The organism is Methylobacterium sp. J-030 (assembly GCF_022829545.1).
In the GTDB taxonomy this organism is placed as follows: Bacteria; Pseudomonadota; Alphaproteobacteria; order Rhizobiales; family Beijerinckiaceae; genus Methylobacterium.
Window position 1 is genome coordinate 92,353 of the sequence record NZ_JAKSYM010000249.1, and the last position, 20,792, is coordinate 113,144.

Below are 20,792 nucleotides of genomic sequence, written 5' to 3' on the forward strand. Positions count from 1 at the left end.
GGCACCCCTCAGCCCAACCGATCCAGCGCCTGCTTAAGATCCGCAATCAAATCCGCCGCGTTCTCCAGCCCGATCGACAGCCGCACCGTCTCCGGCCCCACCAGCGCGGCGGCCTTCTCGTGCTCGGGCAACTGCCGGTGGGTGGTCGAGGACGGGTGGATCGCCAGCGACTTGATCTCGCCGATATTCACGAGGTGCGAGATCAGCTCCAACCCGGCGATGAATTCGAGCGCCGCCGGCTCGCCGCCCTTGAGCGCGACGGTGAAGATCGAGCCCGGCCCGCCCGGCGTGTAGCGCCGCGCCAGGTCCTCCCCGGGCTGGCCGGGCAGCATCGGGTAGCTGACCCAATCCACCGCCGGATGCCCCTTCAGGAAGGCCGCCACGGTCCGCGCATTGGCGCAGTGCCGCTCCATGCGCAGCGGTAGGGTCTCGATTCCCATCAGCGTCAGGAACGCGTTCATCGGCGACAGGCCGGGGCCGAGGTCGCGCAGGCCGAAGAACCGGCAGGCCGCCGCGAACGGCGTCTCGGGAAACGCTTGGGTCAGCACCAGTCCGTCGTAGTCCGGCCAGGGCTCGGTGATCAGGTTGTAGCCGCCGGCCTTCTCCCAATCGAACGTGCCGGCATCGCAGATCACGCCGCCGATGGTCTGGCCGGAACCGCTCAAGAACTTCGAGGTCGAGTGCCAGACGATGTCGGCGCCGTGCTCGATCGGCCGGATCAGGGCCGGCGAGGCCAGGGTGTTGTCGACCACGAGCGGCAGGCCGTGGCGGCGGGCCACCGCGGCGATGCCGTCGAGGTCCACGACCGAGGCGCAGGGATTGACGATCGACTCGCAGAAGATCGCCCGGCAGTCCGGAGTGATGGCTGCCTCGAAATCCTCCGGGGCCATGCCGCGGGCGAAGCGCGGCTTCAGGTCGTAGCGCCCGTCCAAGCGCCGCATCAGGCCGAGTGACCCGCCGAACAGGCGTGGGGACGCGACATAGGCGTCACCGCTCTTCAGCAGCGTCATCAAGATCAGCTGCATGGCCGATTGTCCGGAGGACACCGCCACGCCCGCCTTGGCGCCTTCCAGATCGGCGATCCGGCGCTCCAGCGCGGCGACCGTCGGGTTCGAGCCGCGGGAATACGAGAAGCCGGTGCGGCGGCCGGCGAAGATGTCGGCTGCTTGCTCGGTGGAATCGAACACGAAGCCGTTCGTGAAGTAGATCGGCTGGACCCGCGCGCCCGTGGCGGGGTCGGGCGCGGCGCCCGCGTGAATGGCCCGCGTTGCGAAGCGGTGCTGTCGAGGCGTGTCGGTCATGGCTCTCGGTCGGCGGTTCGGGACACGGATCCTCGGTGGGCCCGGTCGGACCGACGCGTCAAGCGGCGCGCTGAACGAAGGCGCGCAGTGTCCGGACCAGGGTCGTCGGCTCGTAGGGCTTCGGGATGAACCGGGCGCCCTCCGGCATGTCGTTCGGGCCGGGCGTACCCATGCCGGAGACGACGAGCACCGGGATCGACGGCCAGCGATGCGCCACCAGCCGGGCGAGGGCGAAGCCGTCCATCGAGCCCTGCGGCATGTCGACATCCGTCATCAGGACGCCGACATCGTCGCGGTTCTCCAGCACCTTGAGGGCCTTGTCGGCGTGGCTCGCCTCCACGACGGTGAAACCCGCATCCGCCAGGGTGTCGGCGGCCTCCATCAGCAGGAGGCCATCATCCTCGACCAGGAGCACCACGGGTTGGTCGGACGGGCTTTCTGACATCAGACCTGCAGAGGTGCGTCGTGGATTGCGATGTCCGCGCCGTATTCCCCGTGCCTCCCCCCGTCAAGGCGCGAGGCCTATAGCCTCAGGCCGCCTCCTCGCGCTTGCCCAGGCGCTTGTCGAGGTAGGTGTCCACCGTTTGAGTCAGTTCGTCGACCTTGCCGTCGAAGAAGTGGTTGGCGCCCTCGACCATCTGGTGCTCGATGATGACGCCCTTCTGGGTCTTCACCTTCTCGATCACCGGCATGACCTCCCGGGCCGGCGCGACCCGGTCCTCGGAGCCGTGCACGAACAGGCCGGAGGACGGGCAGGGGGCCAGGAAGGTGAAGTCGTAGCGGTTGGCCATGGCGGCGATCGAGATGAAGCCCTCGATCTCGGGCCGGCGCATCAGCAGCTGCATGCCGATCCACGAGCCGAACGACACGCCGGCGATCCAGCAGGACTTCGCCTCCGGGTTGACCGACTGCACCCAGTCGAGCGCCGCGGCGGCGTCCGACAACTCGCCCGAGCCATGATCGAACGCACCCTGGCTGCGGCCGACCCCGCGGAAATTGAAGCGTAAGGCCGCGAAGCCGCGATTGGCGAACGTATAGAACAGGTTATACACGATCTGATTGTTCATCGTGCCCCCGAATTGCGGGTGCGGGTGCAGGATGATGGCGATCGGCGCGCCGCGCTTCTTGGGGGCCTGATAACGGCCTTCGAGGCGGCCGGCGGGGCCGGTGAAGATGACTTCGGGCATCGGTCGATACTCACTCTCGCGTTCGCCCGCCGCGCGCGTTGCGCCAAGCTCAAGCAGCCTTGACTCAATGCGGGAGCACCATAAAAGCACTCTTAGAACAGTTCTAGTCGATTAGAATCGTTCTAAAAAGGCCGCTCGATGCGTCGCACGGGCTGCCTGAGCCGATCCTGCCGGTCGGCGGGCCTCGATTGATCGGCGGCCCTTAGCACGTCGGACCGGTCGGAAGGCAAGGAATTGTGACGCGCGGCAGACAAGGATTGCACGGAACGCCGATGAGCCGGGCCCGCGCCTATCTCGATTACAACGCCACCGCCCCGGTCCGTCCGGCCGTCGCGGAGGCCGTCGCGCGCGCGCTGATGCTTCCCGGCAACCCGTCCTCGGTCCACACCGAGGGACGCGCCGCCCGGGCCGCGTTGGAGGCCGCCCGCGCCGAGGTTGCGGCCCTGGTGGGTGCACGGCCCGAGCAGGTGATCTTCACCAGCGGCGGGACCGAGGCGGCGAACGCGGTCCTGTCGGGGGACCTGCGCGGCCGTGGGCTGCCAGCCCCGACCCGGCTGATGCACACCGCGACCGAGCATCCCTGCGTCGCCGCGGGCCACCGGTTCCCGGACGGAGCGGTTGACCGCCTGCCGGTCACGGACGATGGCGTCATCGACCTCGCCGCCCTGGAGAGCCGCCTCACCGCGCTGGCGGGCGAGACCGTGCTGCTGTCGGTCCATGCCGCCAACAACGAGACCGGCGCGGTACAGCCGCTGGCCGCAATCGTCGCTCTGGCGCGGACGCATGGCCGCACCCTGGTCCACAGCGACGCCGTACAGGCGGTCGGGAAAATCCCGATCGCCATGGGGGCCCTCGGCCTCGACGCGCTGACCCTGTCGGGCCACAAGTTCGCGGCGCCGAAGGGCGTTGGCGCCCTGGTGCTGGCCGACGGCGTCAGCCTCGACAGCGCCTTCCTACGCGGCGGCGGTCAGGAGCGTCGGCAGCGCTGCGGCACCGAGTGCCTGCCGGCCATCGTCGGCATGGGCGCGGCGGCCCGCGCCGCCCGCGAGGCGCTCGAACCGGAGATGGCGCGGCTATCCACCCTGCGTGACCGGATCGAGGCCGGTGTGCGGGCGTTGGCGCCGGATGTCGTGGTGTTCGCCGCCGACGCCCCGCGCCTCCCCAACACCCTGCATGTCTCGGTCCCGGGGCTCGACGCCCCCGCGGCCGTGATCGCCCTCGATCTCGCCGGCGTGGCGTTGTCCTCCGGCTCGGCCTGCTCGTCGGGCAAGGCCGCGCGCTCGGCGACGCTTGCCGCGATGGGGGTGGATGCGGATCTCGCCGGGGGGGCGCTGCGCGTCAGCCTCGGCTGGAACACGGTGGATGAGGATGTGGCATGCTTCCTCAGCGCCTTCGAACGGGCCTTGCAGCCCCTATATAAGCGGCGAGGACAAGCGGCCTGAACGCCGCCGCCCCCGCCTTCCGACAGTCGCTTCCCGGCCCTTGACGCCGGAGATGCCCAGGAGACGCTGAATGCCTGCCGTGCAGGAAACCATCGACCGGGTCCGCTCGATCGACCTCGACCAGTACAAGTACGGGTTCGAGACCACCATCGAGATGGAGAAGTCCGAGAAGGGCATCTCCGAGGATGTCGTGCGCTTCATCTCGGCCAAGAAGAACGAGCCGGCGTGGCTGCTGGAGTGGCGCCTCGACGCCTATCGCCGCTGGCTGACCATGAAGGAGCCGGAATGGGCCCGCGTCTCCTACGATAAGGTCGACTACGACGACATCTACTACTACGCGGCGCCCAAGCGCCCGGCCGCGATGTCGCTCGACGAGATCGACCCGGAGATCCTGAAGACCTACGAGAAGCTCGGCATCCCGCTGCGTGAGGTCGAGGTGCTGGAAGGCATCGCGCCGGAGCGCCGCGTCGCGGTCGACGCCGTGTTCGACTCGGTCTCGGTGGCCACCACCTTCAAGAAGGAGCTCTCGAAGGCCGGCGTGATCTTCATGCCGATCTCCGAGGCGGTTCAGGAATATCCGGAGCTCGTGAAGAAGTACCTGGGCACGGTGGTGCCCGCGACCGACAACTTCTTCGCGACGCTGAACTCGGCCGTCTTCTCCGACGGGTCGTTCGTCTACATCCCGCCGGGCGTGCGCTGCCCGATGGAGCTGTCGACCTACTTCCGCATCAACGAGCGCGACACCGGCCAGTTCGAGCGCACCCTGATCATCGCCGACAAGGGTAGCTACGTCTCGTACCTGGAGGGCTGCACCGCCCCGAAGCGCGACGACAACCAGCTCCACGCCGCCGTGGTCGAGCTCGTCGCTCTGGATGACGCCGAGATCAAGTACTCCACGGTCCAGAACTGGTACCCGGGGGACAACGACGGCAAGGGCGGGATCTACAACTTCGTGACCAAGCGCGGCGATTGCCGCGGCGATCGCTCAAAGATCTCGTGGACCCAGGTCGAGACCGGCTCGGCGATCACCTGGAAGTACCCGTCCTGCATCCTGCGCGGCGACGAGTCCCGCGGCGAGTTCTACTCGATCGCGGTGTCGAACGGCATGCAGCAGGTCGATTCCGGCACGAAGATGATCCATCTCGGCAAGAACACGACGAGCCGGATCATCTCGAAGGGCATCTCGGCCGGCCGTTCGCAGAACACCTACCGGGGCCTCGTCTCGGCGCACAAGAAGGCCAAGGGCGCGCGCAACTTCACGAACTGCGATTCCCTGCTGATCGGCGACCAGTGCGGGGCGCACACCGTGCCCTACATCGAGTCGAAGAACGCCTCGGCAGTGTTCGAGCACGAGGCGACCACCTCGAAGATCTCCGAGGAGCAGATGTTCTACTGCCAGCAGCGCGGCCTTTCCGGGGAGGAGGCGACCGCGCTGATCGTCAACGGCTTCGTCCGGGACGTGCTGCAGCAGCTGCCGATGGAGTTCGCCGTCGAGGCCCAGAAGCTGATCTCGATCAGCCTTGAGGGGAGCGTCGGCTAGCCATGCTCGGCTTCTGGGAGGCCCTCGAAAGCGCGACGGCGGCCAATCCGGCTGCCTTCGACGCGAGTCGATCGGCGGCCGACCGCAAGGCGGTCGCCGACGCCGGGGCCTTTTACGAAGAGATGATGCTGGATCGGGATCGGTTGTCCGGGCTGGGCGTCGAGGTCACGCGCCTCGACAGCACAGTCAGCTTCAGGCGGAACGGCTACGGCGTCGTCTCCGTGCATTTCGGCGCCGGCGATGCGGATGGGAACCGCGTTGTCAGCGCCGTAGCGGCGCATCTCAAGCTCGAACCGTCCTATGAGGATGTTCCGAGCGACCGCAGCGTTGGGCCGGTGGCCGGGCGCTGGCTCGGGCGGTCGATGGATCTGATCGCGAAGAACCCGGAGGTCTTCGCGCGCTTCGGACTGGTCTGATGCCGGTCCGGTTCGACACGCTGGAATTCGCGCAGCATCTGCGCGCTTCCGGCATCGCGCAGGACCACGCAGAGGGTCACGCCGCGGCCGTCCAGAAGATCCTGCTGCTGGACGTCGCCTCTCGCGGCGATCTATCGCCGGATCTGGCCCAGCTTCGCGCCGAGCTGAAGGCTTTTGAAGAATCGCTGATCAATCGCGTGACGAAACTCGTCGTCGCGATCTTGGTCGGAACCCTGAGTGCGGTCGGCCTGCTCGTCGCGCTCTTCGCCAATGTCGGCAAACTATTCGGACACTAGACCTATGCTGGAAATCAAGAACCTCGTCGTGCAGATCGAGGACAACCGCATCCTCAACGGCCTCAACTTGACCGTGAAGGACGGCGAGGTCGCCGCCATCATGGGCCCGAACGGCTCGGGCAAGTCGACGCTGTCCTACGTCATCGCCGGCAAGGCGGATTACGAGGTGCTCGACGGTGAGATCCTCCTCGACGGCCATAATCTTCTGGAGATGGAGCCGGACGAGCGCGCCGCGGCCGGCGTGTTCCTGGCCTTCCAGTACCCGCTGGAGATCCCCGGCGTCGGAACGATGACGTTCCTCAAGGCCTGCCTGAACGCGCAGCGCAAGGCCCGCGGCGAGGGCGAGATCTCGACCCCCGACTTCATCCGCGCGGTCAACGCCGCCGCGGACCGGCTGGAGATCAACAAGGACATGCTCAAGCGCGCCCTCAACGTCGGGTTCTCCGGCGGCGAGAAGAAGCGCATGGAGATCCTGCAGATGGCGCTGCTGCAGCCGAAGTTCTGCGTCCTCGACGAGACCGATTCCGGCCTCGACATCGATGCGCTGCGCATCGTCTCCGAGGGGGTGAACGCGCTGCGCGGCCAGGGCCGCTCGTTCCTGGTCATCACCCACTACCAGCGGCTTCTGAACCACATCGTGCCGGACGTGGTGCACGTCATGTCGAAGGGGCTGATCGTGAAGACCGGCGGCAAGGAACTGGCCCTGGAGCTCGAAGCCTCTGGCTACGCCGAGTACCGCACCAACGAGGCCGCCTGAGCCATGGCCGACATCACCAACCTCCGCTCCCCCGCCGAGGCCGGCCTGTCGAAGCTGTTCGAGACGGCCCGCCAGAGCTTCGCCAGCGAGACCACGATCGCCCGTGAGGAAGCGTTCCGCTTCTTCGAGGCGACCGGCCTGCCGAGTCGCCGGGTCGAGGCCTTCAAGTACACCGACCTGCGCACCGCGATCGCCGAGGCCGCGCCGCCCGCCGAGGCACCGAGCCTGGACGCCGCCAAGGCGGCCGTCGCGCAGGCGAAGGGCTTTTCCGGCATCGAGGCCGCGAGCCTGACCTTCGTGAACGGCCATCTCGTCCGCGAGCTGTCCGATCTCGACCGGATCCCAGCGGGCGTCACGGTCGTGCCGATGGCCGAGGCCCTCTCCCAGGGCCATGCCGGCCTGAAGCAGCTCGCCCCGGTGGCCCAGGTTCGCGAGAACCCGATCTACCAGCTCAACACCGCCTTCCTGGCGGATGGCGCAGTGATCACGGTGGCCCCCGGCGCGAAGCCGGCGCAGCCGCTGCACCTGCGCTTCGTCGGCACCGGCACCACGCCGTTCTCGACGGCGACCCGCGTGCTCGTCGTCCTCGGCGAGGGCGCGGAGGTCAGCCTGCTGGAGAGCCACGAGGGTCCGGACGGCCTCACCTGCCAGCCGAACGACGCCCTCGACGTGGTGGTCGGTCCGAAGGCTGCGTTCCGGCATACACGCCTGAACACGGAGGGCGATGCCACTATCGCCCTCTCGACCCTGTCGCTGAAGGTCGAGGCCGAGGGTCGGGTCGAGACCGTGAACCTCGTGACCGGGGCGGTGCTGTCGCGCCACCAGATCTACGTCCACGTGGCGGGCGAGGATACGAACGTCGTGGTCAACGGCGCCGCCATGCTGCGCAAGGGCCAGCTCGCCGATTCGACGCTGCTCGCCGACCACGCCGCCGTCGGGGGCGTCGGACGCGAACAGTTCAAGTGGATCATCGACGGCGACGCCACCGGCGTGTTCCAGGGCAAGATCATCGTCCGTCAGGCGGCTCAGAAGACCGACGGCAAGATGAAGTCCGACTGCCTCCTCCTCACCGACGAGGGACAGATGATGAACAAGCCGGAGCTGGAGATCTTCGCCGACGACGTCGCCTGCGGCCACGGGGCCACCTGCGGCGCGCCGGACGAGGATCTGCTGTTCTACCTGATGGCCCGCGGCCTGCCGCGTCCCATCGCGGAGAGCCTGCTGGTTCAGGCCTTCGTCGGCGAGGCGGTGGAAGCGGTCACGCACGAGGGCGCCCGGGAGGCGCTGATCGGCGCGATCGAGGCCTGGTTGAAGGCGCGCGGCTGACGTCCGCAACCCACGCCGCCCGAAACACGACGCGCTCTCCTCCCCCTTGTGGGGCGGAGCCGGAGGTGGAGGCGGTGCAGAAGGCACCGGGACGCTCGATCCTGCACCACCCCCACCCCTAACCCCTCCCCACAAGGGGGAGGGGCCTCCGTCCTTCCGCAAGGAGGGCGTCCAGTGAGTGAAAAGCGATGAACGCACCCGTCCTCACCCCCACCTACGACGTCGCGGCGGTCCGGAAGGATTTCCCGATCCTGGGCCAGCAGGTCTATGGCAAGCCCCTGGTCTACCTCGACAACGCCGCCTCGGCGCAGAAGCCGCGTCAGGTGATCGACGCGATGGTCTCCTGCATGGAGACCGGATACGCCAACGTCCACCGCGGCCTGCACTACATGGCGAACGCCGCGACCGAAGGCTTCGAGGGCGCCCGCGAGACCACGCGTCAGTTCCTCAACGCGGCCTCGACCGACGAGATCATCTTCACCCGCAACGCCACCGAGGCCTACAACCTCGTGGCGTCGTCGATGGGCTGGGGCGGGCTGATCGGGGAGGGGGACGAGATCATCCTCTCGATCATGGAGCACCATTCCAACATCGTGCCCTGGCACTTCCTGCGCGAGCGCCGCGGCGCCGTGATCAAGTGGGCGCCGGTGGACGAGGAGGGCAACTTCCTCGTCGAGGAATACGAGAAGTTGTTCTCAGCCCGCACCAAGATGGTGGCAATCACCCACATGTCGAACGTGCTCGGCACGGTGACGCCCGCCGCCGAGATCGTGCGCATCGCCCACGCCCACGGCGTGCCCGTGCTGCTCGACGGCGCCCAGAGCGCGGTGCACATGCCCATCGACGTCCGGGCGCTCGATTGCGACTTCTTCGTCTTCACCGGCCACAAGGTCTACGGGCCGACCGGCATCGGCGTGCTCTACGCCAAGAGGGAGTGGCTGGACCGCCTGCCCCCCTATCAGGGCGGCGGCGAGATGATCCGCACCGTGAGCGAGGACGCGATCACCTACAATGATCCGCCGCACAAGTTCGAGGCCGGGACCCCGGCGATCATCGAGGCGGTCGGCTTCGGCGCGGCGCTCGAATACATGATGACGCTGGGGCGTGACGCGATCGCCGCCCACGAGGCGAAGCTCACCGCCTACGCGCAGGACCGGCTCGGCGCGATGAATGCCCTGCGCCTGATCGGCACGGCGCAGGGCAAGGGCGGGGTCATCGCCTTCGAGATGAAGGGGGCGCATGCCCACGACATCGCGACCGTGATCGACCGCCAGGGCGTGGCGGTGCGGGCCGGGACACACTGCGCCATGCCGCTGCTCAACCGCTTCGGCGTGACCTCGACCTGCCGCGCCTCGTTCGGCCTGTACAACACCACGGGCGAGATCGATGCCCTTGCCGAGGCGCTCGCCAAGGCAGAGATGCTGTTCACTTAATACGAAGGCGCGCTTTGCCGAAGCCGATACCGGTTCGGCGTGAGAGCGGGCGTGCCAACAAAAGCCTGGGGCCGTTCCCGATTGCAACGCGATCGGCAACGGCTCTAGGGTTCGAGGCTGGTCCCGTCCGGACGGGTCCGGGGAGAGTGTAACGATGACCACCGACGCCACCATCACGGGCGGCATGAACGCACCCGCAGTCGCCGGCGACTCCGCGATCCCGCAGGCGGAGCTGGACCGCCTGACCGACGATATCGTCGCGGCGCTGAAAAGCGTCTACGACCCCGAGATCCCGGCCGACATCTACGAGCTTGGCCTGATCTACAAGGTCGATATCGGCGACGACCGGAAGGTTGCGATCGATATGACGCTCACGGCCCCGGGCTGCCCGGTGGCGGGCGAGATGCCGGGCTGGGTCGAGAACGCCGTGGGCGCCGTGCCGGGCGTCCAGTCCTGCGCGGTGACGATGGTGTTCGACCCGCCGTGGGATCAGAGCCGCATGTCGGACGAGGCCCGGGTTGCCCTCGACATGTGGTAGCTCAGGACGCGACAGGCCAGGAAACGCGGTCAGGGATCGCGGTCAGGAATCGCGGCCACGGACGCGCGGTCTGGTGATCATCGTGCCGCTGCGGGCGGACAAACAGCGACGGCGCCGCGATGAGGACCGAGCCATTAAGGGTGCGCTAACCATGCGGGCGCAGATCGGGATAGGCCGCTGCCAGAGCGGTCCCCCCATCAGCGTGCGCGGTAAGGTTGGATGGCTTCGGGCTACGTGATTGCAGCCTTGCTGGAGGCTTCAGGGCTGATCGGCCTCGCGCTCGCCCTCATCAAGATCCGGGCGGAACGGGAGGCGAGGGCCGCCGAATTGCGAAGCTTCCTCCGTTCCGGCCAAAGCGCTTCAGCGCCCTTCGATATCGGCGGCTCGCGCCGTCGGATCATCATCGGGATCGGCGGGAACGCAATTCCCTATGCGGCAGAGGCTGGCCGCTCTGAGCCAACCTGCGACTCGACGGCCCGATCCGCACTGCGGCGCGCCATCGTGCCCGACAACCCGCAGTTCCAGCCCGCGCGCGCGACCCCGGTCAGCGCAGGATGATATCGAGGCCGCTGCCGAACAGCACGACGGCGCTGAGCGTCAGCATGAACTTCAGATCTTCAAGACGGGCGCTCATGGTCGATCCTCTTCGAAGGGCGGCGGCACCGCGGCTTCACCACCGCATTATCATCGCATTAACGGAAATTCCGCGAGTCTCTTCAGCTTCTGTTAGGCATTTACGAGCGCTTTCCATTCGGTAACGTTATCGATCCGTTAAGATCACGCTCGATCCGTTAAAAGGGTTCTATGCCCGCCGTCGCGAGCCGGCCGTGCGACAGAGCACCGGCGCATGCGCCAGAAAGACCGTGACCATGGAGCAGGGAAGGATCGGCGCGTTCGCCAGGGTGGTCGATTGGCTGTTTCGGAACCGCAGCACCGGTGATCTGACGGTCGCACAATGGCCCAATCTGCCGCTCTGGTTGTTCGGTGGGCTCTCGCTATGTGCCTGGGCGGCACAGGACAGGCAGCCCCTGGCGCAATGGCTATCGGCCGGTGCGGACCTCGCCCTCGCGTGGTGGGCACTCGACGAGCTGCTGCGCGGGGTAAACCCCTGGCGTCGGTTCCTCGGGGGCGGGACGCTGTTAGGGCTCATCGCGCTCATCACGCTTCGGCGAGCAGGTTGAGCTGAGCTCGACTGGCCAGAGACGCGCGCGCAAGGGCGAAGACTGAATTGGCCGGCGTCGGAGCGCGGGCAGATCCGGCTTGCCGCTCCCGCCGACCACGGCTCGGCTGTCTGCCACATGGCTCGCAACCTAACGGTAGGTTGCACCGATCGAGAATATGTGGATGTTCGCGCCGGGCGACGGCAGAGGCGTCCCATCGAGGATTGGTGTTGAAGGCATCATGACGGACGCAGGGGGATTGCATCCCAGGAGCGCCGCGTCCCCCGCCGACGAGCGGGCACGGCTGCTCGAGCAGATTGCAGAGGCGTTGAAGATTCCCGTTTCGACCTTTCACGGACGGGCAGGGGCCCACGCGCCGCCGCGTGGGCCGGCCGCCTCGGAATGCACGGCCCTGCTGGCGGCCTTCGCTCGAATCGACGATCCGGATCGGCGCAGGGAATGCTTGGCGATCGTCGAGCGCTTCAGCAGCGAGTGATGGCGCCACCTGCTCGACCGTGCGCCGGCGCACATGGGATCGGTCCGGACCCGGGATGCAGCGTGCTATAGCGCCGGCCGTCTCAGAGGCGGCGTCCGTCGGCTCGGGGCTCGCCTCGCTCCATCCAGGCACCGATGCCGATCATCTCCATTTCGCAGCTATCGAAGACCTACGCCACCGGCTTCACGGCCCTGCGCGACGTCAGTCTTGCCATCGAGCCCGGGGAGATCTTTGCGCTGCTCGGCCCGAACGGGGCCGGCAAGTCGACCCTGATCAACATCGTCTGCGGCATCGTTACGCCGAGTTCAGGAACGGTGCGGGTCGACGGCCACGACATCGCCATCGACTACCGCACCGCGCGCCGCACCATCGGCCTCGTGCCGCAGGAACTCACCACCGACGCCTTCGAGACGGTACTCAACACAGTGAGCTTCTCCCGCGGCCTGTTCGGCCTTCGGCCGGATCCCGGCCATATCGAGCGGATCCTGCGGGCGCTATCTCTCTGGGACAAGCGTGACAGCCGGCTGATGACCCTCTCGGGCGGGATGAAGCGCCGGGTGCTGATCGCCAAGGCCCTGTCGCACGAGCCCCGGGTGCTGTTCCTCGACGAGCCGACCGCGGGCGTCGACGTGGAGCTGCGCCAGGACATGTGGCGCCTTGTGCGCGAGCTGCGCCAGCAGGGTGTCACCGTGATCCTCACCACCCACTACATCGAGGAGGCCGAGGAGATGGCCGACCGCATCGGCGTCATCCGCCGGGGCGAGATCATTCTGGTGGAGGAGAAGGCGGCGCTGATGCGCAAGCTCGGGCGCAAGCGGCTCACGCTGCATCTCCAGCAGCCGATCGAGGCGGTCCCGCCGGAGCTGGCCGACTACGAACTGGCGCTCGCCGGCGGCGGACGCGAGCTCGTCTACACCTACGATACGCGGGCCGAGCGCACCGGCATCACCGGGCTGCTCACCGGGCTTGCCGCGGCGGGCATCCGCTTCAACGACCTCCACACCGAGCAGAGTTCGCTGGAAGACATTTTCGTGGGCCTCGTCCGCGAGGAAGGAGGCCGGGCATGAACAGGGTTACGGGTATGAACTGGCCGGCGGTCCGGGCGATCTACCGGTTCGAGATGGGCCGGTTCTGGCGCACGGCCGGGCAGAGCATCCTGGCCCCGGTGATCTCGACGACGCTGTACTTCGTCGTGTTCGGCGCCGCGATCGGCTCGCGGGTCTCGGCGGTCGACGGCGTGCCCTACGGGCTGTTCATCGTGCCGGGCCTGATCATGCTCTCGCTGCTGACGCAGAGCATCGCCAACGCCTCGTTCGGCATCTACTTCCCGCGCTTCGCCGGCACGATCTACGAGATCCTGTCGGCGCCGATCTCGCCGCTGGAGGTGGTGCTGGGCTTCGTGGGCGCGGCGGCCTCGAAGTCGATCCTGATCGGCCTGATCATCCTGGCGACCTCGGCTTTGTTCGTGCCGCTGCGGATCGACCACCCGCTCTGGATGATCGCCTTCCTGCTGCTCACAGCGGTGACGTTCAGTCTGTTCGGTTTCGTGATCGGCCTCTGGGCGGACGGGTTCGAGAAGCTGCAGCTCGTCCCGCTCCTCGTGGTGACGCCGCTGACCTTCCTGGGCGGCAGCTTCTACGCCATCGGCATGCTGCCGCCGTTCTGGCACGCGGTCAGCCTGCTCAACCCGGTCGTGTACCTGATCAGCGGCTTCCGCTGGGCCTTCTTCGGCAAGGGGGATGTGAGCATCGCGATCAGCCTCGGCATGACCGCGCTGTTCCTCGTGATCTGCCTCGGCCTCGTCGCCTACATCTTCCGGACGGGGTACCGGCTGAAGAGCTGAAGGCTCAAGGCTGCGCCGCCAGGAACGCCAGCACGCCATCCCGATGCGGCTTAGCGCCGACCGCGGTGGAGTGGTCCTTGCCCTCGATCTCCAGCGCCCGCGCATCCGGGATCAGCGCGGCGAGACCCGGCCCGGAGCCCGCCACCGTGTCGAGGGTGCCGACCGAGACGAGTACCGGAACCTCGATCTGGCCGAGTTCCGCCCGGCTCAGCGTCTGGCGCGAGCCGCGCATGCAGGCGGCGAGCGCTCGCAGATCGCTCCGGGTCTGCTCGGCGAACATGCGGAAGGCGGCGGCCGTGGGATTCGGGGCCGGAGTCCCGGCGGGTGCCTCCAAGGCCTCGGCGATGCCCGAGGGCAGCCCCTTGCCCTCGACAAGGTGCATCCCGAGCCCGCCGATCAGCGCCGAGCGGACCCGGTCGGCGTGATCCAGGGCGATATGCGCCGTGATCCGCCCGCCCATCGAGTAACCCATCACGTGGGCGCGCGTGATCCCGAGATGGTCCAGCAGCCGGATCGCGTCGCCCGCCATCGCCTCGGAGCTGTAGGCGGCCGAATCGTAGAGCTTCTCGCTCTCGCCGTGGCCGCGATTGTCCAGGGCGATCGCCCGGTAGCCGGACTGGGTGAGCGCCTTCACCCACTGCGTGTTGACCCAGTTGACCGCGTGGTTCGACGCGAAGCCGTGGATCAGCAGGATCGGCGTGCCGGCCCCATCCGCGGGCGGGACATCGATATAGGCGATCCGCACGCCGTCGGAATTGAAGGATTCCATGCCGGGCAACCCATGCTCCTCACGCTCGGTCACCGCTTAGACCACGCGGGCTTGCCGGGGCAACGCATCGCGATCGGCTTGCGGGGCTGTGCGCCGGCTGGCAAACCGCGCCGGTCATGACGGACTCGCAGCCCTACGGCACCTATGAACCGACCGGTCTCGTGGCGGCGATCACCCGCCGCACGAACCGGATTCCGGCCGGATCCTGGTACGGCCGGCGCCTCGCGCTGTTCCTGCGCCGGATCGCGATCTCGCGGCTCAGCGGCAAGCCCCTCGACGTCACCCGCTACGGCGCGCGGATGCGGCTGCACCCCTACAACAACAATTGCGAGAAGAAGGTGCTGTTCACGCCGCAGTTCTTCGATCCCGAAGAGCGTGCGCTGTTGCAGGAGCGCCTGCCGAACGACTGCGTCTTCCTCGATATCGGTGCGAATATCGGTGCCTACGCCCTATGCGTGGCCGCCTTCTCGGGGCCGGAGGCTCGGATAATCGCCGTGGAACCGCAGCCCGACATCTTCAACCGCTTGACCTACAACATCGCCCAGAATCCGTTCCACACCGTCAAGGCGGTCGCCTGCGCGGTCGCCGACAAGGCCGGCGAGCTGACCCTGTTCATCGATCCGCGCAACCGGGGCGAGTCGAGCCTGCGGATCGTCGGCACCAACGAGGGCGCGCGGATCACGGTGCCGGCGGTGACGCTCCTCGACCTTCTCCGCAGCGAGGGCCTGACCCGGGTGGATGCCGTCAAGCTCGACGTGGAGGGCGCCGAGGATCTGATCCTGGAGCCGTTCCTGCGCGAGGCGCCGGACACGCTTCTGCCGCGCATGTTGCTGATCGAGAACGGCACCGGGCAGTGGCAGATCGATCTGCCGAAGCACCTTGACGGCTACGGCTATCGGGAAATCTCGCGCTCCCGGCTGAACCTGATGTTCGAGCGCACGGCCGTCATGCCGGCGTGACCACCGGAATCTCTCCCACGATCGCGACACCCGCCGGCTCGACCGCGCAGCGATAGGCGCGGACCTCCACACCCGCGGCCCGCGCCGCGCGAAACGCCCGGTCGAAGGCCGGATCGATGTCACGGGCGACATCGAACGCCTCCGCGTCCATCTGCACGACGATGACGACCAGCGCCCGTCCGCCGTCCGCCACCACCTGGGCGAGGTCGCGCATGTGCCGGGCGCTGCGGGCGGCCGTGCAGTCCGGGAACTCCGCGAGGCCGGCCCGGCGCATCAGGTGGCAGTTCTTCACCTCGACGTGGCACGGCCCGTCACCGCCGCCGCTCGCGACGAAATCGACCCGGCTCGCCTGCGCGTAGCGCACCTCCGGCTTCAGCACGTCGTATCCGCTGAGCGCCGGGATCACCCCGGCGCGAAAAGCCTCGGCCACCAGGGCGTTCGGGCGCAGGGTGTTGAGGCCGACCCATTGCGGGCCGCCCGGCAGATCCGCCTCGACCAGTTCCCAGGTCAGCGGCAGCTTGCGCGCCGGATTCGCCGAGCGGGACAGCAGCACCCGCGCCCCGGGCGTATTGAGGCCGAGCATCGCCCCCGGATTGGGGCAATGCGCGGTCACGAGCCCCTCATCGGTCTCGATATCGGCCAGGAATCGCTTGTAGCGCTGGACCAGCCGTCCCGGCAGGAGCGGCGCGGCGAACTGCATGGCATCCTCGGGATTGTCGTAGTCGGAAGAGCGTGTCGCGCTATCTGCCCGCACGATCCACCCGACGCCAGAGCCCCATGGACCAGACCACCGAATCCATCACCGCCGCCATCCTCGTGATCGGCGATGAGATCCTCTCGGGTCGCACCAAGGACAAAAATATCGGCACCATCGCGGACTTCCTCACCGCGGCCGGCATCGACCTGCGCGAGGTGCGGATCGTGCCCGACGAGGCCGGCATGATCGTCGAGGCGGTCAACGCCCTGCGCGCCCGCTACACTTACCTGTTCACCACCGGCGGGATCGGTCCGACCCACGACGACATCACGGCCGATTGTGTCGCCGAAGCCTTCGGAGTCGGCATCGACGTCGACGCGCGCGCCCGGGCCATGCTGCTGGAACGGCACAAGCCGGAGGATCTCAACGAGGCCCGCCTGCGCATGGCGCGGATCCCGTTCGGCGCCGACCTGATCGCCAATCCGGTCTCGAAGGCGCCGGGCTTCCGGATCGGCAACGTCCACGTGATGGCCGGCGTGCCGGGGATCATGCAGGCGATGCTCGACTCGATCGCCCCGACCCTGACGGGTGGCGCCGCGATGCTCTCGGAGACGATCGAGGCGGTCGGCCTGCCGGAGGGCAATTACGCGGGCGAGCTCGGCGCGATCGCCAAGGAGCGGCCCAAGGTCTCGATCGGCTCCTACCCGGCGATGACGCCCGACGGTTTCCGCAATCGGATCGTGGTGCGCAGCCGGGATCCGGAGGCGCTGGCGGAGGCGCGGCGCGCGGTCGAGGCCCTGGTGGCTCGGCTCACGGACTGAGTGTCGGATCGGCCGACTGGAACGGGTTGCGTAGCGGGGCTGGTCGGATGGTGCGGGACAAGAGCAAGCGGGCCGAGCAGGAGGCGCGCCGCGACGAGTTGCTCAAGGAAGTCTCCGAGATCGGCCGGCCAGATGCCTACGTGCTGCACGAGGTCATCCGCCTCGAAGGCGACGAGGAGCTGCGGCGGGACGGGCTCGCCCTGTTCCTGTCGGCCTTCGCGGCCGGCCTGAGCATCGCCCTGTCGCTGATCGTCCCCGGGGTCCTGCGCAGCCACCTGCCCGAGACCGATTGGGCGAAGATCGTGAGCTCGATGGGCTACGCGGTCGGGTTCCTGGTCGTGGTGCTGGGGCGGCAGCAGCTCTTCACCGAGAACACGATCACGCCGGTCCTGCCGCTCCTGCACGACCGCTCGGTCAAGACGGCCGTGCGGGTGGTCCGGCTGTGGGGCATCGTCCTGTTCGGGAACATCCTGGGGACGCTCGCCATCGCGACCGTGGTGGCCCATTCGGGTGCCTTCGAGCCGCCGGTGCTCAAGGCCTTCGCCGAGATCAGCCACGACGCCATCGCGCACGACTTCTGGTCGACGTTCGTGAAGGCGATCTTCGCCGGCTGGATGATCGCCCTGATGGTTTGGTTCCTGCCCGCCACCGCCAGCGCGGCGCCCTTCGTGATCCTGCTGATGACCTGGCTGGTCTCGCTCTGCGGCCTCGCCCACATCGTGGCCGGATCGGTCGAGGCGTTCTACCTCGTGGTGACGAACGCCGCCTCGATGGAGGATTACGGCCTCAAGTTCTTCCTGCCGACTCTGCTGGGCAACACCTTCGGCGGCGCGACCCTGGTGGCGGTGCTCAATTACGGGCAGGTCGCGCCGGAGGTGGAGGAGACCAAGGCGGTGGAGGGCGAACGGCCGGATTGAGACCGGCGGGTCAGTCGAGCTTCACGGGCGGGCTGATCAGGTGATCGAGGTCGTCGAGCAGCCACGTCAGGGTCCCGCGGACAGGTCCCAGCAGGCCGATCTGGTGCTGGCGATACAGGAGGTCGTGCGTCAGCCGGGCGGACAGGCCGCTCAGGTGGCCGCCGCCGAAGGTGTAGCGGCCCAGCGTACCCCAGCCGTTGAAATCGGCCAGCGAAACGATGGCGCCCTTCTCGACGTAGTGGAACGGCGGCAGCGGCGACGCCACCGTGTCGCCGCGGGCCAGCACACGGCCGAGATGGCGGGCGAGGTGCTGGGCCTGCTGCCGGGCGGCCTGGGCGGTGGCCGGGACCGGCTTACCGGTCTGCGGATCGACGAGGCCGGCGCAATCGCCGAGCGCGAGGATTGCCGGATCGCAAGTCGTGCGCAGATCCGGGCCGACGACGAGCTGCCCGGTCCGGGACCGCTCCAGCCCGTCGAGGCCGGCGAGCACGTCGGGAGCCTTCACGCCGGCCGCCCAGACCTTCAAACCTGCGGAGATCCGGCTTCCGTCCTTCAGGGTGAAACCCGTCGCGTCGGCCGCAATCACCATCGCGCCGGTTCGGACTTCGACGGCGAGGTCCGACAGGGTGCGGGCGGCGGCGCGCGAGACTTTGTCGGGGAAGGCCGGCAGCAGCCGCGGTCCGCTCTCGATCAGGGTGAGCCGCAGGCGCTGCGGCAGGTCCGGCGAGCCGTAGGTCGAGAGCAGGTCGATGGCGTGCTTGAGCTCGGCGGCGAGTTCGACGCCGGTGGCGCCGCCGCCCACGATCGCGATCTCCAGCCTGCCGCCGCGGTCCAGACGCGCCAGCAGATGGCGCCGGAACTGGTCGTGAAAATGCTCGGCCTCGCTCAGGTCGTCGATGGTGAGACAGTGCTCGGCGACGCCCGGCGTACCGAAATCGTTGGCGCGGCTGCCGACGGCGAGAACCAGCAGGTCGTAGGCGAGGTCGATCTCCGGCCGCCCCTCGGCGGCTTCGACCGCGAGCTTCACGCGCTTGGCGGTTCGATCGACGCCGGTCAGGACCCCGGGCTGGAACCGGAAGCCGTTGCGGCGCGCCTGGGCGAAGAAATCGACCGTCTGCCGGTCGGCCCGGGCGGTGCCGGCCGCGAAGGTGTGCAGCATCGGCTTCCAGACATGGGACAGGCTGCGGTCGGCGAGGATCACGGCGGCGCGGCCGCCGCGTCCGAGGCTGGTGGCCACCTCGATGCCCGCGACCCCGCCGCCAACGATGACGATCCGCGCCTTGTCCGTCATGCCGACCCCGTTCTCACCCGCGTCGGCAACGTTGTTCGGAGCGTCGATGTTCGTCAGCTTGAACGCGTGCATGCGCGACGACGGAAGCGGCCCAATAAAAAAGCCGCCCGTAGGCGGCTTTTCGTTCCCCTGTCTGGCAGGGTCAGGACCGCAGGCGGGTCCGGACCTCGCCGAGGCTCGCGCGGATCAGGCCCTGCGCCGCCTCGCCCTGCAGCCGCTCGCGCAGGATCGTCTCCGACACCTTTACGGCGGCTTCCGCGGCTGCGGCCCGCACCTGGGCCTCGGCCTGCGCCTCGGCCTGGGCGATCTTCACCTCGGCGGCCTTGGTCCGGCGGGCCAGGAAGTCGTCGAGCTTGCGGTGCCCCTCCTCGGCGGCCCGCTTGGCCTCCTCGCGGGCGCCGGCGACGATCGACTCGGCCTCCTTCTCGGCCTCGGCGCGGCGGCGCTTGTAGTCGGCCAGCACGGCGGCCGCCTCCTCGCGCAGGCGCTTGGCCTCGTCCAGCTCGTGACGGACGCGCCTGGCACGGCCATCCAGCCCCTTGGTCATCGCCGTGAAGCCGCCGACCTTCCAGGCGATGGCCATGAAGATCACGAACGCGACGGCGACCCAGAATTCGGCTTCGAGCAGCATCGTTGGGGTCCCGTCTAGTGTGCGGTGGCGTCGAGGGCGCGGTCGAGGGTGGCCCGGTCGGGGGCTTGGCCCGTCAGGCGCTCGACGATCGCCGAGGCGGCCTCGCCCGCGATGGAGCGGACATTGCCCATGGCGGCTTCGGTCCGCTGGCGGATCGTCGCCTCGGAGGCAGCGAGCTTGACGTTCAGCTCCTGCTCCAGCGCCTTGCGCTTGGTCTCGGCCTTCGCGGCGAGTTCGTTCCGGGTGGTCTGCGCGATGTCGCGCGCCTTGCCCTGGGCATCCCGCAGCGCGGTCTCGAAGGCGACGCCGGCGGCATCGGCTTCGACCTTCATCGCCTGCGCCTGATCGAGATCGGCGCGCAGCCGCTCCGCACGGGCGCTCAGGATCGACTGGATCCGCGGCAGCGCGATCTTGTCCATCAGATAATAGAGGAGACCGAAGGCCAGGGCGAGCCAGATCAACTGCGCCAGGAAGCCGGAGGTCTCGAAGGGCGGGAAGGCGCCGGTATGCGCCTCCGTGTGCTCGGTATGGCCCGGCACGATCTGCGTGTCGGCGCCCGGGGGCGGCGTGGTGAGGGGGTTGGGCTGCGCCATGGGACCGCTACACTGACACCGTTCGTTGAGGCCACCGGGGGGCGGTGGCCGACGAAGGCGGGCGCCCCGTCACGGAGCGCCCACCGAGTTCACCGGGAGGCCGCGGCCTCCGGCGCCGATCAAACGGCGAAGAGCAGCAGCAGCGCGATCAGCAGCGAGAAGATGCCGAGCGCCTCGGTGAGGGCGAAGCCCAGGAGCAGGGTGGCGCGCTGCCCGTCGGCGGCGGACGGGTTGCGAAGGGCGCCGGCGAGGAACTGACCGAACAGGTTGCCGAGGCCGATGCCCGCACCCGCCATGCCGAGGCAGGCGAGGCCGGCGCCGATGTACTTCGCAGCGACGGGATCCATGATAACTCCTGAGGTCTCTTCAGATCGAAACG

General features: G+C 68.4%; 25 protein-coding genes. 16 read left to right on the forward strand and 9 right to left on the reverse strand.

Features of this window, described 5'->3' with window-relative positions:
* Positions 1 to 8: 8 nt before the first annotated feature.
* The 3 genes from MKK75_RS18405 to MKK75_RS18415 all read right to left on the reverse strand — a co-directional run bounded on the left by MKK75_RS18405 (position 9) and on the right by MKK75_RS18415 (position 2,488).
* Entirely contained in the window at positions 9 to 1,301 is a 1,293-nt protein-coding gene (locus MKK75_RS18405; protein WP_244043973.1) for an O-acetylhomoserine aminocarboxypropyltransferase/cysteine synthase family protein, read from the reverse strand.
* 58 nt (positions 1,302 to 1,359) lie between these two features.
* Entirely contained in the window at positions 1,360 to 1,746 is a 387-nt protein-coding gene (locus tag MKK75_RS18410) for a response regulator (protein ID WP_244043974.1), read from the reverse strand.
* Between the two features lie 85 nt (positions 1,747 to 1,831).
* Positions 1,832 to 2,488: an alpha/beta hydrolase gene (locus MKK75_RS18415; protein ID WP_244043975.1), complete on the reverse strand. Its 657-nt coding sequence runs from the start codon at positions 2,486 to 2,488 to the stop codon at positions 1,832 to 1,834.
* 272 nt (positions 2,489 to 2,760) lie between these two features.
* Between MKK75_RS18415 and MKK75_RS18420 the strand changes: the two genes are divergently transcribed.
* The 13 genes from MKK75_RS18420 to MKK75_RS18480 all read left to right on the forward strand — a co-directional run bounded on the left by MKK75_RS18420 (position 2,761) and on the right by MKK75_RS18480 (position 13,735).
* Complete coding sequence (locus MKK75_RS18420) at positions 2,761 to 3,930, forward strand: cysteine desulfurase family protein (RefSeq protein ID WP_244043976.1); 1,170 nt, start codon at positions 2,761 to 2,763, stop codon at positions 3,928 to 3,930.
* Positions 3,931 to 4,000: 70 nt separating this feature from the next.
* Positions 4,001 to 5,470: a Fe-S cluster assembly protein SufB gene (sufB, locus tag MKK75_RS18425; protein WP_244043977.1), complete on the forward strand. Its 1,470-nt coding sequence runs from the start codon at positions 4,001 to 4,003 to the stop codon at positions 5,468 to 5,470.
* A gap of 2 nt (positions 5,471 to 5,472) precedes the next feature.
* Complete coding sequence (locus MKK75_RS18430) at positions 5,473 to 5,886, forward strand: hypothetical protein (protein WP_244043978.1); 414 nt, start codon at positions 5,473 to 5,475, stop codon at positions 5,884 to 5,886.
* On the forward strand, positions 5,886 to 6,182 hold the full coding sequence (locus MKK75_RS18435) for a hypothetical protein (protein WP_244043979.1): 297 nt from the start codon (positions 5,886 to 5,888) through the stop codon (positions 6,180 to 6,182). The genes MKK75_RS18430 and MKK75_RS18435 overlap by 1 nt, the downstream gene beginning before the upstream one ends.
* A gap of 4 nt (positions 6,183 to 6,186) precedes the next feature.
* A complete protein-coding gene (gene sufC / locus MKK75_RS18440; protein WP_244043980.1) occupies positions 6,187 to 6,939 on the forward strand; it encodes a Fe-S cluster assembly ATPase SufC in 753 nt (250 codons plus the stop codon).
* Between the two features lie 3 nt (positions 6,940 to 6,942).
* Entirely contained in the window at positions 6,943 to 8,265 is a 1,323-nt protein-coding gene (locus MKK75_RS18445; RefSeq protein ID WP_244043981.1) for a SufB/SufD family protein, read from the forward strand.
* A gap of 188 nt (positions 8,266 to 8,453) precedes the next feature.
* Positions 8,454 to 9,698 (forward strand): cysteine desulfurase, encoded by a 1,245-nt coding sequence (locus tag MKK75_RS18450; RefSeq protein WP_244043982.1) that lies wholly within the window; start codon positions 8,454 to 8,456, stop codon positions 9,696 to 9,698.
* A 154-nt stretch (positions 9,699 to 9,852) separates the two neighbouring features.
* A complete protein-coding gene (locus tag MKK75_RS18455) occupies positions 9,853 to 10,236 on the forward strand; it encodes an SUF system Fe-S cluster assembly protein (RefSeq protein ID WP_244043983.1) in 384 nt (127 codons plus the stop codon).
* A gap of 219 nt (positions 10,237 to 10,455) precedes the next feature.
* Positions 10,456 to 10,794 (forward strand): hypothetical protein, encoded by a 339-nt coding sequence (locus MKK75_RS18460; protein ID WP_244043984.1) that lies wholly within the window; start codon positions 10,456 to 10,458, stop codon positions 10,792 to 10,794.
* Between the two features lie 269 nt (positions 10,795 to 11,063).
* Complete coding sequence (locus MKK75_RS18465; protein ID WP_244043985.1) at positions 11,064 to 11,417, forward strand: hypothetical protein; 354 nt, start codon at positions 11,064 to 11,066, stop codon at positions 11,415 to 11,417.
* A gap of 163 nt (positions 11,418 to 11,580) precedes the next feature.
* On the forward strand, positions 11,581 to 11,892 hold the full coding sequence (locus MKK75_RS18470) for a hypothetical protein (protein ID WP_244043986.1): 312 nt from the start codon (positions 11,581 to 11,583) through the stop codon (positions 11,890 to 11,892).
* A gap of 134 nt (positions 11,893 to 12,026) precedes the next feature.
* Complete coding sequence (locus MKK75_RS18475; protein ID WP_244043987.1) at positions 12,027 to 12,959, forward strand: ABC transporter ATP-binding protein; 933 nt, start codon at positions 12,027 to 12,029, stop codon at positions 12,957 to 12,959.
* A gap of 14 nt (positions 12,960 to 12,973) precedes the next feature.
* A complete protein-coding gene (locus MKK75_RS18480) occupies positions 12,974 to 13,735 on the forward strand; it encodes an ABC transporter permease (RefSeq protein WP_244044010.1) in 762 nt (253 codons plus the stop codon).
* A gap of 4 nt (positions 13,736 to 13,739) precedes the next feature.
* Here MKK75_RS18480 and MKK75_RS18485 read toward each other — a convergent pair whose 3' ends face one another.
* Positions 13,740 to 14,504: an alpha/beta fold hydrolase gene (locus MKK75_RS18485; RefSeq protein ID WP_244043988.1), complete on the reverse strand. Its 765-nt coding sequence runs from the start codon at positions 14,502 to 14,504 to the stop codon at positions 13,740 to 13,742.
* A gap of 116 nt (positions 14,505 to 14,620) precedes the next feature.
* On the opposite strand from MKK75_RS18485, the gene MKK75_RS18490 reads away from it, so the two are divergent.
* Entirely contained in the window at positions 14,621 to 15,463 is an 843-nt protein-coding gene (locus MKK75_RS18490; RefSeq protein ID WP_244043989.1) for an FkbM family methyltransferase, read from the forward strand.
* Here the strand turns inward: MKK75_RS18490 and sfsA are convergent.
* The gene (gene sfsA / locus MKK75_RS18495) at positions 15,450 to 16,163 is read right to left on the reverse strand and encodes a DNA/RNA nuclease SfsA (RefSeq protein ID WP_244043990.1); all 714 of its coding nucleotides are present in this window, start codon (positions 16,161 to 16,163) and stop codon (positions 15,450 to 15,452) included. The genes MKK75_RS18490 and sfsA overlap by 14 nt on opposite strands.
* A gap of 77 nt (positions 16,164 to 16,240) precedes the next feature.
* Between sfsA and MKK75_RS18500 the strand changes: the two genes are divergently transcribed.
* Together MKK75_RS18500 and MKK75_RS18505 are read left to right on the forward strand one after the other, a co-directional pair.
* A complete protein-coding gene (locus tag MKK75_RS18500; RefSeq protein WP_244043991.1) occupies positions 16,241 to 16,981 on the forward strand; it encodes a competence/damage-inducible protein A in 741 nt (246 codons plus the stop codon).
* A gap of 47 nt (positions 16,982 to 17,028) precedes the next feature.
* Positions 17,029 to 17,898, forward strand: coding sequence for a formate/nitrite transporter family protein (locus MKK75_RS18505; protein ID WP_244043992.1), 870 nt, complete (start codon positions 17,029 to 17,031; stop codon positions 17,896 to 17,898).
* Between the two features lie 10 nt (positions 17,899 to 17,908).
* Here MKK75_RS18505 and MKK75_RS18510 read toward each other — a convergent pair whose 3' ends face one another.
* The 4 genes from MKK75_RS18510 to MKK75_RS18525 all read right to left on the reverse strand — a co-directional run bounded on the left by MKK75_RS18510 (position 17,909) and on the right by MKK75_RS18525 (position 20,760).
* Positions 17,909 to 19,261, reverse strand: coding sequence for an NAD(P)/FAD-dependent oxidoreductase (locus tag MKK75_RS18510; RefSeq protein ID WP_244043993.1), 1,353 nt, complete (start codon positions 19,259 to 19,261; stop codon positions 17,909 to 17,911).
* A gap of 70 nt (positions 19,262 to 19,331) precedes the next feature.
* Complete coding sequence (locus tag MKK75_RS18515) at positions 19,332 to 19,817, reverse strand: ATP F0F1 synthase subunit B (protein ID WP_244044011.1); 486 nt, start codon at positions 19,815 to 19,817, stop codon at positions 19,332 to 19,334.
* A gap of 17 nt (positions 19,818 to 19,834) precedes the next feature.
* Complete coding sequence (locus tag MKK75_RS18520; protein WP_244043994.1) at positions 19,835 to 20,413, reverse strand: F0F1 ATP synthase subunit B'; 579 nt, start codon at positions 20,411 to 20,413, stop codon at positions 19,835 to 19,837.
* A gap of 119 nt (positions 20,414 to 20,532) precedes the next feature.
* Positions 20,533 to 20,760: a F0F1 ATP synthase subunit C gene (locus MKK75_RS18525; RefSeq protein ID WP_007566773.1), complete on the reverse strand. Its 228-nt coding sequence runs from the start codon at positions 20,758 to 20,760 to the stop codon at positions 20,533 to 20,535.
* Positions 20,761 to 20,792: the final 32 nt, after the last annotated feature.

Excerpts from the sequence above, each read along its gene's own strand:
- sufC (WP_244043980.1), top strand. The coding sequence starts at position 6,187 with ATGCTGGAAATCAAGAACCTCGTCGTGCAGATCGAGGACAACCGCATC.
- MKK75_RS18405 (WP_244043973.1), bottom strand. The coding sequence starts at position 1,301 with ATGACCGACACGCCTCGACAGCACCGCTTCGCAACGCGGGCCATTCAC.
- MKK75_RS18480 (WP_244044010.1), top strand. The coding sequence starts at position 12,974 with ATGAACTGGCCGGCGGTCCGGGCGATCTACCGGTTCGAGATGGGCCGG.
- MKK75_RS18500 (WP_244043991.1), top strand. The coding sequence starts at position 16,241 with ATGGACCAGACCACCGAATCCATCACCGCCGCCATCCTCGTGATCGGC.
- sfsA (WP_244043990.1), bottom strand. The coding sequence starts at position 16,163 with ATGCAGTTCGCCGCGCCGCTCCTGCCGGGACGGCTGGTCCAGCGCTAC.
- MKK75_RS18445 (WP_244043981.1), top strand. The coding sequence starts at position 6,943 with ATGGCCGACATCACCAACCTCCGCTCCCCCGCCGAGGCCGGCCTGTCG.
- MKK75_RS18510 (WP_244043993.1), bottom strand. The coding sequence starts at position 19,261 with ATGCACGCGTTCAAGCTGACGAACATCGACGCTCCGAACAACGTTGCC.
- MKK75_RS18485 (WP_244043988.1), bottom strand. The coding sequence starts at position 14,504 with ATGGAATCCTTCAATTCCGACGGCGTGCGGATCGCCTATATCGATGTC.
- MKK75_RS18455 (WP_244043983.1), top strand. The coding sequence starts at position 9,853 with ATGACCACCGACGCCACCATCACGGGCGGCATGAACGCACCCGCAGTC.
- MKK75_RS18420 (WP_244043976.1), top strand. The coding sequence starts at position 2,761 with ATGAGCCGGGCCCGCGCCTATCTCGATTACAACGCCACCGCCCCGGTC.
- MKK75_RS18505 (WP_244043992.1), top strand. The coding sequence starts at position 17,029 with ATGGTGCGGGACAAGAGCAAGCGGGCCGAGCAGGAGGCGCGCCGCGAC.
- MKK75_RS18525 (WP_007566773.1), bottom strand. The coding sequence starts at position 20,760 with ATGGATCCCGTCGCTGCGAAGTACATCGGCGCCGGCCTCGCCTGCCTC.
- MKK75_RS18415 (WP_244043975.1), bottom strand. The coding sequence starts at position 2,488 with ATGCCCGAAGTCATCTTCACCGGCCCCGCCGGCCGCCTCGAAGGCCGT.
- MKK75_RS18490 (WP_244043989.1), top strand. The coding sequence starts at position 14,621 with ATGACGGACTCGCAGCCCTACGGCACCTATGAACCGACCGGTCTCGTG.
- MKK75_RS18435 (WP_244043979.1), top strand. The coding sequence starts at position 5,886 with ATGCCGGTCCGGTTCGACACGCTGGAATTCGCGCAGCATCTGCGCGCT.
- MKK75_RS18430 (WP_244043978.1), top strand. The coding sequence starts at position 5,473 with ATGCTCGGCTTCTGGGAGGCCCTCGAAAGCGCGACGGCGGCCAATCCG.
- MKK75_RS18450 (WP_244043982.1), top strand. The coding sequence starts at position 8,454 with ATGAACGCACCCGTCCTCACCCCCACCTACGACGTCGCGGCGGTCCGG.
- MKK75_RS18410 (WP_244043974.1), bottom strand. The coding sequence starts at position 1,746 with ATGTCAGAAAGCCCGTCCGACCAACCCGTGGTGCTCCTGGTCGAGGAT.
- MKK75_RS18520 (WP_244043994.1), bottom strand. The coding sequence starts at position 20,413 with ATGGCGCAGCCCAACCCCCTCACCACGCCGCCCCCGGGCGCCGACACG.
- MKK75_RS18460 (WP_244043984.1), top strand. The coding sequence starts at position 10,456 with ATGGCTTCGGGCTACGTGATTGCAGCCTTGCTGGAGGCTTCAGGGCTG.
- MKK75_RS18475 (WP_244043987.1), top strand. The coding sequence starts at position 12,027 with ATGCCGATCATCTCCATTTCGCAGCTATCGAAGACCTACGCCACCGGC.
- MKK75_RS18470 (WP_244043986.1), top strand. The coding sequence starts at position 11,581 with ATGTTCGCGCCGGGCGACGGCAGAGGCGTCCCATCGAGGATTGGTGTT.
- sufB (WP_244043977.1), top strand. The coding sequence starts at position 4,001 with ATGCCTGCCGTGCAGGAAACCATCGACCGGGTCCGCTCGATCGACCTC.